11 protein-coding genes are annotated in these 13,732 nt (G+C 53.3%); 7 read left to right on the forward strand and 4 right to left on the reverse strand.

Going from position 1 to position 13,732, the window contains the following annotated elements; all coding sequences use genetic code 11:
- Positions 1-46: 46 nt before the first annotated feature.
- The 3 genes from pnp to AVAK2825_RS07055 form a co-directional block, all read right to left on the reverse strand.
- Positions 47-2,290, reverse strand: coding sequence for a polyribonucleotide nucleotidyltransferase (pnp, locus tag AVAK2825_RS07045; protein WP_284395679.1), 2,244 nt, complete (start codon positions 2,288-2,290; stop codon positions 47-49).
- 206 nt (positions 2,291-2,496) lie between these two features.
- Positions 2,497-2,763: a 30S ribosomal protein S15 gene (gene rpsO, locus AVAK2825_RS07050; RefSeq protein WP_007849123.1), complete on the reverse strand. Its 267-nt coding sequence runs from the start codon at positions 2,761-2,763 to the stop codon at positions 2,497-2,499.
- Between the two features lie 121 nt (positions 2,764-2,884).
- On the reverse strand, positions 2,885-4,045 hold the full coding sequence (locus AVAK2825_RS07055; protein WP_284396300.1) for a pyridoxal phosphate-dependent aminotransferase: 1,161 nt from the start codon (positions 4,043-4,045) through the stop codon (positions 2,885-2,887).
- Between the two features lie 97 nt (positions 4,046-4,142).
- Between AVAK2825_RS07055 and AVAK2825_RS24860 the strand changes: the two genes are divergently transcribed.
- Entirely contained in the window at positions 4,143-4,418 is a 276-nt protein-coding gene (locus tag AVAK2825_RS24860; protein ID WP_502870498.1) for a hypothetical protein, read from the forward strand.
- Between the two features lie 31 nt (positions 4,419-4,449).
- Here the strand turns inward: AVAK2825_RS24860 and ribD are convergent, their stop codons facing one another.
- A complete protein-coding gene (ribD, locus tag AVAK2825_RS07060) occupies positions 4,450-5,562 on the reverse strand; it encodes a bifunctional diaminohydroxyphosphoribosylaminopyrimidine deaminase/5-amino-6-(5-phosphoribosylamino)uracil reductase RibD (RefSeq protein WP_284395686.1) in 1,113 nt (370 codons plus the stop codon).
- A gap of 138 nt (positions 5,563-5,700) precedes the next feature.
- Here ribD and pilV point away from each other — a divergent pair, with 138 nt between their 5' ends.
- The 6 genes from pilV to AVAK2825_RS07090 are packed head-to-tail and all read left to right on the forward strand — an operon-like array spanning position 5,701 to position 13,565.
- Complete coding sequence (gene pilV, locus AVAK2825_RS07065) at positions 5,701-6,378, forward strand: type IV pilus modification protein PilV (protein WP_284395687.1); 678 nt, start codon at positions 5,701-5,703, stop codon at positions 6,376-6,378.
- On the forward strand, positions 6,375-7,406 hold the full coding sequence (locus tag AVAK2825_RS07070; RefSeq protein ID WP_284395689.1) for a PilW family protein: 1,032 nt from the start codon (positions 6,375-6,377) through the stop codon (positions 7,404-7,406). The genes pilV and AVAK2825_RS07070 overlap by 4 nt, the downstream gene beginning before the upstream one ends.
- A 1-nt stretch (position 7,407) precedes the next feature.
- Complete coding sequence (locus AVAK2825_RS07075; RefSeq protein ID WP_284395691.1) at positions 7,408-8,046, forward strand: pilus assembly PilX family protein; 639 nt, start codon at positions 7,408-7,410, stop codon at positions 8,044-8,046.
- Positions 8,047-8,056: 10 nt separating this feature from the next.
- Entirely contained in the window at positions 8,057-12,484 is a 4,428-nt protein-coding gene (locus AVAK2825_RS07080; RefSeq protein WP_284395692.1) for a pilus assembly protein, read from the forward strand.
- Complete coding sequence (locus tag AVAK2825_RS07085) at positions 12,481-12,990, forward strand: type IV pilin protein (protein WP_284395694.1); 510 nt, start codon at positions 12,481-12,483, stop codon at positions 12,988-12,990. Before AVAK2825_RS07080 ends, AVAK2825_RS07085 begins: the two co-directional genes overlap by 4 nt.
- Positions 12,987-13,565, forward strand: coding sequence for a GspH/FimT family pseudopilin (locus AVAK2825_RS07090; protein ID WP_284395695.1), 579 nt, complete (start codon positions 12,987-12,989; stop codon positions 13,563-13,565). Before AVAK2825_RS07085 ends, AVAK2825_RS07090 begins: the two co-directional genes overlap by 4 nt.
- The last annotated feature ends 167 nt before the right edge of the window (positions 13,566-13,732 follow it).

The following is a 13,732-nucleotide window of genomic DNA, read 5'->3' on the forward strand; positions in this document are numbered from 1 at the left end:
CAGACAAAGCCCGCGCCGGCAGCGCTCATTTCAATCGCGTTGGGGCTCAGGCGTCCATCTGAACCGACGACTCGCCGGAAGCCAGGGACTGTTGCTGTTGCTGCTGATCGGCACCGTCGCGGCGCTCACGGCGCTCGCCACGGTCCGAGCGCTCACCCCGCTCGGCAGGTGCAGGACGGCCGCCGCTGTCGCCCATGGGGCGATCGGCCAAAGCCTTCATCGACAGCTTGACGCGACCCTTCTCGTCCGTCTCCAGCACCTTGACCTTGACGATCTGGCCCTCGGTCAGATAGTCGGTCACCTTCTCGACACGCTCGTGAGCGATCTGGCTGATGTGCAACAGGCCGTCCTTGCCGGGAAGCAGGTTGATCAATGCGCCGAAGTCCAGGATCTTGACGATGGGGCCTTCGTAGATCTTGCCGATCTCGACTTCCGCCGTGATCTGCTCGATGCGGCGCTTGGCCTCGTCTGCCTTGGCACTGTCGGTGGATGCGATCGTGATGGTGCCGTCTTCGTCGATATTGATCTGCGTGCCGGTTTCTTCCGTCAGGGCACGGATCACCGCACCGCCCTTGCCGATCACGTCACGGATCTTCTCGGGGTTGATCTTCATCGTGAACAGCTTCGGTGCGAAGTTGCTGACCTCGGTCTTGGCCTCGCCCATGGCTTCCTGCATCTTGCCCAGGATGTGCAGGCGCGCTTCCTTGGCTTGCGCCAGTGCGACCTGCATGATTTCCTTGGTGATGCCCTGGATCTTGATGTCCATCTGCAGCGCAGTGATGCCACCCGTGGTGCCAGCCACCTTGAAGTCCATGTCGCCCAAATGATCCTCGTCGCCCAGGATGTCGGTCAGCACGGCAAAACGGCTGTCTTCCTTGATCAGGCCCATGGCGATACCAGCCACGTGCGCCTTCATCGGCACGCCGGCATCCATCAGCGACAGACAGCCGCCGCACACCGAAGCCATCGAGGAAGAGCCGTTCGACTCGGTGATCTCAGACACGACGCGCATCGTGTAAGGAAACTCTTCCTTGGTCGGCAGCACCGCCACCAGCGCGCGCTTGGCCAGACGGCCGTGGCCGATTTCGCGGCGCTTGGTCGACCCCATGCGACCCACTTCACCCGTGGCGAAGGGAGGCATGTTGTAGTGCATCATGAAGCGGTCTTCGTACTCGCCGGCCAGCGCATCGATGCGCTGGGCGTCCCGCTCGGTACCCAGCGTGGAAACCACCAGTGCCTGGGTTTCGCCGCGCGTGAACAGGGCGGAACCGTGGGTGCGGGGAAGCACACCATTGCGGATTTCGATGGGACGGACCGTGCGGGTATCGCGGCCGTCGATGCGGGGCTCGCCCGCCAGGATCTGGCTGCGAACGATCTTGGCTTCGATGTCGAACAACAGGCCTTCGACCTTGACGGCGTCAAACTCGGCGCCTTCTGCCTTCAAAGCCGACAGCACCGAAGCCGTGGCTTCGCGCAAGGCCTGCGTGCGGGCCTGTTTGCTGCGGATCTGATAAGCCGCGCGCAGCTTTTCTTCCGCCAGGGCGTTGACCTTGCCGATGAAGGGCTCGTCCTTGGCTGGCGGCTGCCAGTCCCAGACGGCCTTGCCAGCGTCGCGCACCAATTCGTGGATTGCGTTGATCGCGATGTTGCCTTGCTCATGGCCGAACACCACGGCGCCCAGCATGATCTCTTCGGACAGCTGTTGCGCTTCCGACTCGACCATCAGCACGGCAGCTTCGGTGCCCGCCACCACGAGGTCCATCTGGGAATTCTTGCGCGCCGTCTGGCCGGGGTTCAGCACATATTCGCCATTGATGTAGCCCACGCGAGCGGCACCGATCGGGCCGTTGAACGGGATGCCGGAGATAGAGAGCGCAGCGCTCACGGCGATCATGGCGGCGATGTCCGCATCCACTTCAGGGTTCAGCGACACCGTATGGATGACCACGTGCACTTCGTTGAAGAAGCCTTCAGGAAACAGAGGGCGGATCGGGCGGTCGATCAGGCGGCTCGTGAGCGTTTCATGCTCGCTGGGCTTGGCTTCGCGCTTGAAGAAGCTGCCAGGGATCTTGCCGGCAGCGTACGTCTTCTCGATGTAATCCACCGTCAAGGGGAAAAAGTCCTGCCCGGGCTTGGCGGTCTTGGAGCCCACCACCGTGGCCAGAACGACGGTGTCATCGATGTTGACCAGCACGGCGCCGGACGCTTGGCGGGCGATTTCGCCCGTTTCCATGACGACGGTCTTGTCGCCCCATTGGAAGGACTTGGTAACTTTATTGAAAATGCTCATGTTTGCTCCATTTTTAATCGCTGGCTACACAGAACCAGCCTGCAAAGGAGTGCAATTCAGAACACGATGCCATTCCAGTGGCCCTGCCCTTTTCCTCGATGGAACAAGGCCATTGGAATGACACAGCTTCGCTCTGTTTTGCGGCTCCGAAGTAAAAAACGCCTGAGCTAGCGTGCTAACCCAGGCGTTTCGGCATGCGAATGCGCTTACTTGCGCAGACCCAGCTTGGCGATCAATGCCGTATAACGCTCAGCGTCCTTCGCCTTCAGGTAGTCCAGCAGCTTGCGGCGGCGGCTCACCATGCGCAGCAGGCCACGGCGACCGTGGTGATCCTTGGCATGGGTCTTGAAGTGAGGGGTCAGTTCGTTGATACGGGCCGTCAGAAGGGCCACTTGAACTTCCGGGCTACCGGTATCGTTGGCAGCACGGGCGTTAGCCTTGACGACTTCGGCCTTGATAGAGGATGCGATCATTGGTTTTCCTTGAATTGCGGGGTAGGCGATTGCAGCGCATGGCTGCCCTGCCCCTGTCTTACTTGCGCAAGCGGCTGGAATGGCCACAAGCGTGCGTCTTGCACCATGCAAAACTCGGCGATTATACCCCGAGCCATGTTTTGAGCCGTTGCACCCCTTGCACCAACCGCTCAGGATCGCGGGAGGCAAAGCACCAACGCAACCATCCTTGCGCCTCCAGACCGAACGCGTTGCCCGGTGCCAACCCCAAACCGGCTTCCCGCACCAACCGCTTGGCCAAATCCAGAGAGTCGCCCTGGCCGGGCAGCCGAAAGAACGCATACATGCCGCCACGCGGACTGGCGACCTCAATGCCCGGCAGCGCCTGCAGCAAGGGAACCAACGCATCCCTGCACACCTGAAGATGAGAGACGACACGGGGCGTGATTTCTGACGCATGCTGCAAAGCAGCAATGCCTGCCCGCTGCGTGAAGACACTGGTGCAAGACGTATTGAATTCGATAAGCTTACCCATGTGATGGGTCATCTCGGTCGGCATGACCAGCCAACCCAAACGCCAGCCCGTCATGAGGAAGCTTTTGGAAAAGCTCTGCACCACGACCAATCGGTCCTCAGCCTCTGCCAGATCCAGAAAGCTGGGCGCGCACACCGAGTTGGATGGATCGTCGTAATAAAGCCGCTCGTACACCTCGTCGGCCAGTATCCACGTGCCCGTCGTACGGCAGTGCTGGATGATTTGACGCTGTTCGTCGCACGTGAGCGTCCAGCCCGTGGGATTGTTGGGTGCATTCACGATCAGCAAACGCGTGGAGGGGGTGATGGCAGCCAACAGCGCATCCATGTCCAACACCCATGCGCCCCCCGGCTGGGAACGCAACGGAATGCATCGCAGCCGGGCGCCCATGATCTGGGGCTGCGCCGTCAAGTTGGGCCACACCGGCGTCACCGCAACCACCTCGTCACCAGGATCGAGCAACGCCTGTATGGACAGCATCAGCCCGTTCACCCCGCCCGAGGTCACGGCCACCCGGTCTGCAGCGATCGGCCCATGCAATGCGCTTGTGTACGAGGCGATCGCGCTGCGCAGCTCGGGTAGCCCCAGATTATGAGAGTAGAAGGTTTCTCCCCGCCCAAGAGACTCCATGGCCGCCTGCCGCACAGGCTCAGGGGTGACCTCATCGCTTTCGCCGAACCAGAAAGCAAGCACATCGCTGCGGCCCATTCCCGCGTTGGCCACTTCACGGATTTTGGATTCTTCAAGGTGGATGACGGTAGCGCGCATCGAAACTTCCAGGGCAAAAAGATCAGCGGGCATCGTAGCGGCTTCCACCATGCTCTTGCGCCACAATATCCGGAAATCAAAATCTAAGGGAGGAACCATGCCCACTCGAACCGCCAAACACCTTGCAGGATTTGCCTTCATGCTTTGTGCCGGGGCCTCACTCAGCATGAATACGCTTGAGGCCCATGCCACGACAACGACCCATGCTTCGAATTCAGCGCAGGGCAACAAAAGAAAGAACACGGTCAAGCTGAAAACGACCACCCCGCGAAGCGCCTCCGAAGAGTCGACTGCCGAACGCGATCGCAGGCTGTACAGAGAATGCAAAGGGCGACCGAACGCCGGGGCGTGTCTTGGATATGCCAAGCCATGAGCTTTCAAAAAGCCGAGGCGAAAATCGGGTCTTAAAAATCAGCGTGGCCGGACAGCCGGGCGACCACGCGCAGGTCCGGGCCAACCCTATCGACCGATTGAAATGCCATGTCGGTTCCGTCGGAGAGCCTGGACAGTGCAGTCCGGTGGGCAATGCCCAATCCAGGCCCCAACAATTTAGGCGCCAGATAAAGCAACACCTCATCTACCAACCCCGCTTGCAGCAACGCGCCATTCAGCTGGCTACCCGCTTCCACATGCACTTCATTCATTTGCAGGCGACCCAGATCCAACATCAGGGCAGCAAGGTCGATGTGACCCTCGGCATCGGGCAAATGCAGCACGGTAACCCCGAGTGAGGCCAGCAGCGCTTCCTTGTCAGGGTTCTGAATGGCCGTATAAATAAAAACCCGGCGCTTGGCTTTGAAAATGGCCGCGTGCAATGGCACCCTCAACTGACTGTCCAACAAAATCAAGTCAGGTTGGCGAGAAGTCTCCACCTCCCGGACATCCAGCCGTGGGTCATCCGCCAGAACGGTGCCGATTCCGGTCAACACCGCACACGCCCGTGCACGCCAGACATGGCCATCGGAGCGCGCCAAGGGCGACGTGATCCATTGACTCTCACCTCCATGCAAGGCCGTCAAGCCATCCAGAGAGGCAGCCGCCTTCATGCGAACCCAGGGGCGTCGGCGGATCATGCGGCTGAAAAAGCCAAGGTTCAACTCGCGGGATGCTTGCGCTTCAAGGCCCACGTCTACTTCCACGCCACGCTCGCGCAATTTGCCCACCCCCCGCCCCGCCACCATGGGATTGGGATCGGTGATAGAGGCAAACACCTTGCTCAATCCCGCGTCAGCCAAAGCATCGCAGCATGGACCGGTTCTCCCATGATGCGAACAGGGCTCCAAGGTGACATAGGCAGTGGCCCCTTCTACCGACAACCCACGCTCACGGGCATCGCGCAGCGCCATGATTTCCGCGTGCGCCTGACCTGCCGGCTGTGTAGATCCTTCGCCCAGCACCGTGCCAGAAGCATTGACGATCACGCAGCCGACTCGTGGATTGGGCGAGGTACGAAAGAGGCCTTGCTGCGCCAACTCCAATGCCCTCCCCATGAAGTTTGGCTCTGCTAACTTGTTCATACGGCTTGAGGAAACTCCAGTCTTGGATGCCACGGTTTGGCGGGCAGCCGCCCATTCTGCCGCCAAACGGTCAGCCTTATGGCGCCAACGGCACAGGATGGGTGGTTGAACTGGAGGAGACCTCCGTAACATTCGCACATGACATTCCCTGCCCTGTTACCAACGCCCATGCTGGCCGCCAAAACCCCTTCCCGTCCACGATCCATCAGGCAGTCTCTAGGCTTTACCTTGGTTGAAGTCCTGGTCGCGATCATGGTGCTGTCTTTCGGCATGCTGGGCTTGGTTGGCATGCAGGCTTTTGCACTGCAGTCGAACAGAGAGGCTCGATTGCAAGCACAAGCTGCGATGTTGGCGAGGGAATTAGCAGAAATGATGCGGGGCAACAGAGAAGTCGGCGTTAAGACGGCAACTGCTGATAACCCGTATCTGGTATCGCTCTATAGCGGCTCCATGGTCCCAGCCACTCCATCGTATTGCCTGAGCGTGGGCAATGCGGCCACAGGTTGCACGTCTGCAACTGATATTGCCAACGCAGAAATGACGGATTGGCTTGCCAGGGTAGACAACACCCTGCCTGGAGCCCGTGTGGTTATCTGTTTTGACAGTGCTCCATACGACAGCAACGGTATTCCTCGATGGGCATGTCCTCCTGCAGGAACAAATTCAAATGAGATTGCCGTCATAAAGATTGGATGGACCCGTAACTCTACTGACAGAAGCAAAACTGGGAGCGACTTGCTTGAGCAGGCGAGCAGTTCAACAAGCGTTCCCTATATTATTTTTCCAGTCACCAGTGGCAACGCCAGTGGAATATGAAAAAGAACGATTCTATGAAGCATTATCTGGCCGCTAAGCATCGACAACAAGGCCTGACCCTTATCGAACTGATGGTGGCAATGGTTATCAGCTTGTTGATTGTGCTTGCAGGCGTGGCCGCCCTGGTTGTGTCTAGACAAGGCTTTAGCAGTGTTGATGCAGCCTCACAACTTCGAGATAACAGCAGATTTGCCGTCGACCTTATTCAACGCCTAGGAGTTCAGGCGGGATATAAAGATGTGAGGGATGCTGCCACGAAAAAACCTCCCACTACACAAGGAATTGAATCCAATCCCCCCCCCAATATTTATGGAATTAATAACCAAAAGCGTAGCGAAAGCGATGCTTGGGATGAAAGCTCCGACTGGGGATCAGCCTTAGGTGCGGGTAGCGATATTTTGGTATTGAGGAATCAGACAAGTCAACTTGTTCCAACTGCGACCACATCCGATGAAACCATGATTGACTGTATGGGGTTAGCGCCAACCGCCATACCTATTGATCGATATGACCGGATATTGAGTATTTTGCACGTTGGTGTCGGACTAGATGGCGAGCCTGCGCTCATGTGCACCCATATAGGCTCAACTGGCCTCCTTGAAGCCGAGCCCTTAATCAGCGGAGTTGAAAACTTTCAAGTACTTTATGGGGTTGATGGAATTGGCCCGAACAATGCCACCCCACCAATAGCCACAGCCAGCTCACCAGAAAATGGGCCTGAACGTTATCTGCGGGCTGATCAGATCACAAATGCTTCAAATCCTAGTGTTAGTTATTCAAATTGGCAGAGAGTGAGAAGTTTGCGGATAGGCATGGTCATCAGAGGCCCTTCCGGATCTGCTGTAGACAAAAGCTCCAAGACATTTTATCCATTGGGCATCACAAAGGGCTCCAGCACTGGCGCGATAGGCAGCGGCATGGCTGATGCGACCAACGATCCAGGGACAGTTTTCACCTCATCAGATGGAAGATTACGGCAAACAGTTACATTCACGGTGCATCTGCGAAATTACCAAGAAGACAATTAGCATGCTGAAATTCCAAGATTTATCTGTGCAATTTAAAAATTCACCTAAAACCACCATGGAAAAAGGAGCATCATTAATAGTAGTGATGTTGCTGCTTGTGATTGTTTCTATCCTGGGAATATCTGGAGTGCAAATTTCGATGATGGCAGAGCGAGGTACGCGAAATGACCGAGATACACAAATTGCTTGGCAATCCGCCGAAGCCGCTTTGATGGATGCTGAGTTTGATATTCTGGGGTTACCGGCAGGTTCCCCGACCAAAAGGAATGGCCTTTTCACACGAGGCAATACAGATATTGATCAATTTATTCCAAATTGCGGTACATCAGGAGCCAATATTGGTCTTTGCGCTTTGAATGTTTCAGGCAAACCGGCTTGGCTGGCGGCGGACTTCACGATGACAGGAAATAATGCCCCAACCGCTGCATTTGGGACTTATACAGGACGGACATTTCCCTCCGGAAATGCCGGCATTCAACCTGCACAGCCTCCCCGCTATGTCATAGAGCTGATTCCCGAGCCTTCAATGAAAAGAACTAAAAATCCTAGCGACATGAAGTATATTTACAGAATCACTGCCATGGGCTTTGGTCCGAATGCGGACACGCAGGTCGTATCACAAGTGCTTTTTAGAAATTGAAGAGGTCTATATGAATAATTCTGCAATTTCCGCATCTACAACGGCAATAAAAATTACCGCAGCTTGCAAAGATATTTTTAGAAAATCATTTTCCGTGAAGTGGATCGCATGGATGGGGGTGTCTTTAATAGCAACTGCTTCATTCCTGGCATTCAGCGCAGGCTCAGCCCCATCCATTCCCGCAATTAATATTTCTTCGGATCCTTTGTACGCAGCAGCGGCTGTGGACAAGCCCACTTTGGCGCTAGCGTTGTCGGTTGAATACCCTACCGTGGGCTCCCAATATCCATCCGGGAACACCACGGATAATACCTACTCCAATCTACAAGAATATTTAGGATATTATGATGCAGAAAGTTGCTATGCATACAACGACGCTCCAACAGAGACTCCTGCCAGTGGCCTGACTGCGGCAGACTACAAGCGTTTTGATCGCATTGGCGCTGCAACGGCACGAAAGTGCACCAATGCTTTCAGTGGCAATTTTCTGAACTGGGCCAGCAGTTCAGCCATCGATATGCTCCGTCTGGCATTGTCAGGCGGGGATAGGTACATTGATACAGCCACTACAAACTCTTCTTTGACCATACTTCAACGTGCAGTCATTCCCAATGGGGACCCAGTCTGTATGTGGAACACAAGCAACTTCCCGGCTAAGCAATTACAAAAAGATGGAGGAAGCGCAGGAACGTATTGGGGAGCAGTCCCTACAGCGATGATTACAGCCGCCAATGGCAACGATATATGGGTAGCCAATACCCTTAATAGAATCTATTTTGGCACTTCTAATACCGGAAACTGTTCGACAGGCCCGGCATCATATAAATTGGGCGCGCCAACCGCTAATTCTTCCGTGGGACCGGTCAGCGATGCATCAACAGACCGCCCCAGCAGTACAACTCAATGCGCCACTGAAAATAATACATGCAGTTTTACAGGAACGAAAGAGGTTTGGTACGGAGTTAAAGTCAATGGTATAAATTACTGGAAGGTGGCGCCCGCCTCGAATGGCGTGGCTTGTACGAATGATATTTTTGGCGATCCAAAAAGCGGCACTCCAAAACAATGTTATTACAGAAACTATAGCGGGCCATGGACGCCTCCTGTAAATGCAAATTTGAATAGCGATGGGTTTTTCTATGCTCGCGTTCAAGTTTGCAATGCCACCTCTGGCGTTCTGCAAGATGTACGTGCTGCCTACAATTTGTGCAGGCAATATCCTAACGGCAATTACAAGCCCACTGGCGTCATTCAAAAATATAGCGATCAGATGCGGTTGGCTGCTTTTGGCTATCTTATGGATCAAACGGCCAGCTACAACAATGGACGGTATGGTGGCGTACTTCGTGCGCCAATGAAATATGTCGGCGGCAAGACCTTCAGCACCACGGGACAAGACAACACTCCAACCGGAGGAAATCCCAACGCTGAATGGAATGCAAACACTGGTGTATTTCTTGCAAACCCTGACAACGACACCAGTCAGACCCCTAACATCAGTGGCGTGATCAATTATCTGAATAAATTTGGCAGAACCGGAACCGTGCCTGGTCGATACAAGATATATGACCCTGTCGGCGAATTACATTACGAGACGATAAGATACCTACAGGGTTTGCAACCGAGCAATGCTGCAACTAGCAATATTACCTCAGACATGTACGATGGTTATCCTGTTTATGTAAACTGGACAGATCCATACGACAACAGAAGCAATGCTTCGGATTATTCATGTCTTAAAAACAATGTGGTCGTCATTGGAGATATTAACACCCATGACGGGAACAGGCTGCCTACCCCAAGTGCGGCCAATAACATTCCCGACATCAATGCCTGGCGCAGTACGGTTCAAGCTTTTGAGCGCAACCAAACTACTACCTATCAAGATGGACAGAACGTTGCGCGAACTACTGGCAACCCTAATGGAGCTAACAGTAATGTACCGACTGGTACTCAAACCAGTCAGATCATGGGATCTGCGTATTGGTCGCATACACATGACATCCGGGGGACAGGTTGGACTGCAAACCCCGCAAAACAGCGCCCTGGACTCAGAGTTAAAACTTTCCTTTTTGACGTAAACGAATATGGTGCGCAGAACAACGTATCCACGCGTCGTTTTGCCAACCAATTTTTCATGGCATCGAAGTATGGTGGTTTCGAGTCCGATCCAAGCAATACTGCGGCCAAGCCATACAACACTTACGGTAATCCTTTCAAACGCCAAGACGGCACCAATGACGACAATGTCTGGCAAAAGCAAAATGATCCTGGTGAGGCTGGAACCTACTACCTTCAAAGTAGTGCACGGGGTGTCCTTTCTGCTTTTGACGATATTTTCAGTAGGGCTTCGTCCCAAGCTAGAAGCATTGCCGGTAGTGCGGCCTCTTCTACGACCATCAGCAGTTCATCCGGAGGTATCATTTATTCCTCCAAGTTTGATACCAGTAACTGGAGTGGGGATGTCATTGCTGAACCGTTAAGTATTTCCGGCGCAGCTGTTAACGTGGGATCACAAAATTGGAGCGCTGCAGATCGCCTCTCCGTAATGGCGTCGCCTGCTGTTAATCGCAAGATTTATGTAGGCAATACGGCTGGAAACGCCAACCCCGTGGCTGCAAGCTTTACGTGGGCAACGATTGAAAGTTCTTTACAGGGCTATCTCAACAAGGCAGACCCCAATGCCTCTTCAGATGGGCAAGGCGCTGCACGCGTCAGCTTTTTAAGAGGTGACAGAAGCAAAGAAGGAGGCCTTTTCCGAGTCCGTAGCTCATTGCTGGGTGACATTGTCAATTCCGGTGTTGTTTACTCTGGAGCACCAACTACTGGATATACAGGAGCTGGTTATGCAGCTTTCAGGAATACTTATAAAAATCGTACTCAGGCGGTTTTTGTGGGTGCAAATGATGGAATGCTTCATTCATTCAATGCCAGCAACGGTGATGAGTTGTTTGCTTATATTCCGAGTTGGCTTGGGCCAAAACTTTCTGCATTGACAAATACTACATACGCGACGAGTCATCAAAGTTACGTCGATGCATCTCCGGTTGTAGAAGAAGCTCAAGTGGCATTCAATGGGACAGCATCCGACTGGAAAACCGTTTTAATTTCAGGAACAGGTGGTGGAGGTTCTGGTGTCTTCGCATTAGATGTGTCTGATCCTTCTAACTTCACTGTCTCTAACGTCATGTGGGAGTTCAAACGTTCTGACGACAGCGATATGGGTCAGGTTATTGGAAAACCGCAAATTTTGAAGCTGAAAACCAGCGGCACCGCTAGCACCGCTACGTATCGATGGTTTGCAGTGGTAGCTAGCGGCGCTAATAATTATGTTCCCGATATCAACGGCGTTTTCAGCTCTAGCGGGCAACCTGCCCTGTTTCTGCTGGCCTTAGATAAGCAACCTGGTACCTCTTGGAATTTGGGAACTAACTATTTCAAAATATCTTTGCCTATCGATACCACGCTGAGCACATCCAAAGCAACTGGTTTGGCCAACTTCAAGCCGCTCTGGGGCAGTGCTGGCGAAGTCACGCAGATATATATGGGTGACTTTCACGGTAATCTCTGGAAACTGGATTTTTCAAAAAGTCTTCCGCCCAGTGATTGGAATATGAACAAGTTGACGGCTTTCAACAAAGGCACCACAGGCTCACCTGCACCCTATCCTTTATACATAGCCAAAGATTCAAACAATATCATTCAGCCCATTACTGCAGCGCCCACCATTTTCGCTGGTCCAATCGTATCTGGCTTAGAAACCTTTTATGTAACTTTTGGCACAGGAAAATATTTGGAAACGGCGGATAATACATCTACAGCGGTCAATAGCTTTTATGCGATATACGACAACGGGCTCACGGGAGCAGACAACTCTCCTGCCACCGCAAGTGTTATTAGTGGGCGAACGCGTTTGAAACAAGGTGCGGTAGACACTGGCACAAGAGTTATTACGGTCGGAGCCTTCAAATGGGGAAGAGCGACTTCAGACACTGACACAACTCAGCGCTCTGGTTGGTATTTTGATCTGCCTGTAACGGGAGAGAAATTGGTCAGCCCCATCGTTGATCAGGAGGACCTCTTTGCCACTTTCAATACAATTATTCCCGGAGCCACAGGAGCCACAGGAACATGTACAAATACACCCGGGACCAGCAATTCCTATAGAATTAATATTGGTGAGGGAAAAGGAAATTACAATCTTTCTAATGTGGGATTGTTAGGCCCGAGTACTGACTTTGAAATGGAATCAACTCTTCCCACTCCACTCGACAGTACTGGGCGTGGCTGGAAACCCATCAGTACTGTAACTGTAACGATTGGACAATCAGGTGCCAGTACGAAAATCACCGAGGGTCCCCCAAGGCTCGTTGGTCGCCTGAGCTGGCGCCAGATCAACAACTACCAAGACATGAAAAACAAGGGAACCACGCCATGAAAGCTAAAACAAATCGCGGTTTCACTCTTATAGAACTCATGATCGTCGTGGCAGTCATAGGCATACTGGCATCAGTTGCTTATCCTGCGTATAACGACTCCATTCTGAAAGGTCGGAGAGCCCAAGGTAGGGCCGCCTTGGCAGAGCTTCTGCAGCAGCAGGAGCGATACATGACACAAAATAATTGCTACTTGGCATTCAGCAATAGTGGTGGCACTGTCACTGCCCTCGCACCCTCGCCATCTACAGCGTGCGGGGGGGTCACGGCTTCAACGGTTCCCTTTAAAACCTTTTCTGGCGATGGGGGACTATCTGCTGCGGCTTATCTGCTGTCAGCCAATACGTGCCCCGCTACAGGCAGTGGGACCTTGCCGATTTCTCAGTGTGTCAGAGTGATCGCAACCCCTGTGAAATCAGACCCAGTCGTGGGTAATTTAGAGTTGATGAGCAATGGCACGAAGAGATGCACGGGCAACACAAGCAACCCTAGACTGTGCTGGCCATGAGTGAAAAACCAAAACTACAGTCCGGTTTTACGCTGATTGAACTGGTGATAACGATGGCGATTGCTGCCATATTGCTTTTGGTGGCTGTGCCAGGTTTCCAGTCCTTCCAACGAAATTCTCAGCTTTCTTCACTGACCAATTCTCTGTTGGTGGCCATCAATACCGCAAAAGCAGAAGCCATGAAGCAAAATGCCAGTGCATATGTCATTCCCGCCAGCGGTGCCGATTGGGGCAGTGGGTGGATCGTATTTGTAGACAAGGATCGCGACCAGCTCTATAGCGAAAGCGGAGATGTGACCGTGATGAAGCAAGAGGCCTTGGCGAGCTATTTCAGCGTTTCTGGAAATGGTACGTCTTCCGGCACTGCCCCTTATCTTGCATTTGATAGCTCTGGATTTTCCAGAAAAAAAGATGGGTCCTCTCCCATCAATCTCACCCTTACCATCAAAAGAAATGATGTATCCAGCGCCACGCAAAATGAAGAAATGCGTAGAATAATTATTGGAAAGACTGGAAGAGCACGATCCTGCAAACCATCCAGCGACTTGAACTGTACCGCCACAGCTTCAAATTAAATAATAATTGCCATCGATCTGAGTCATTCACAAGATATTAATGAGTGAGACATCCCAGTTTGTACAAACATCGCGGTATTTCAGCATTCGTCACTTTGCTCTTGATTTCAGGTTGTGTCGGCCTGCCTGAAAGAGTTGAACGCTCTGTCTCGCAAGCGGAGCAACCT

This window comes from Acidovorax sp. SUPP2825 (genome assembly GCF_030158995.1).
Lineage (GTDB): Bacteria > Pseudomonadota > Gammaproteobacteria > Burkholderiales > Burkholderiaceae_C > Paracidovorax.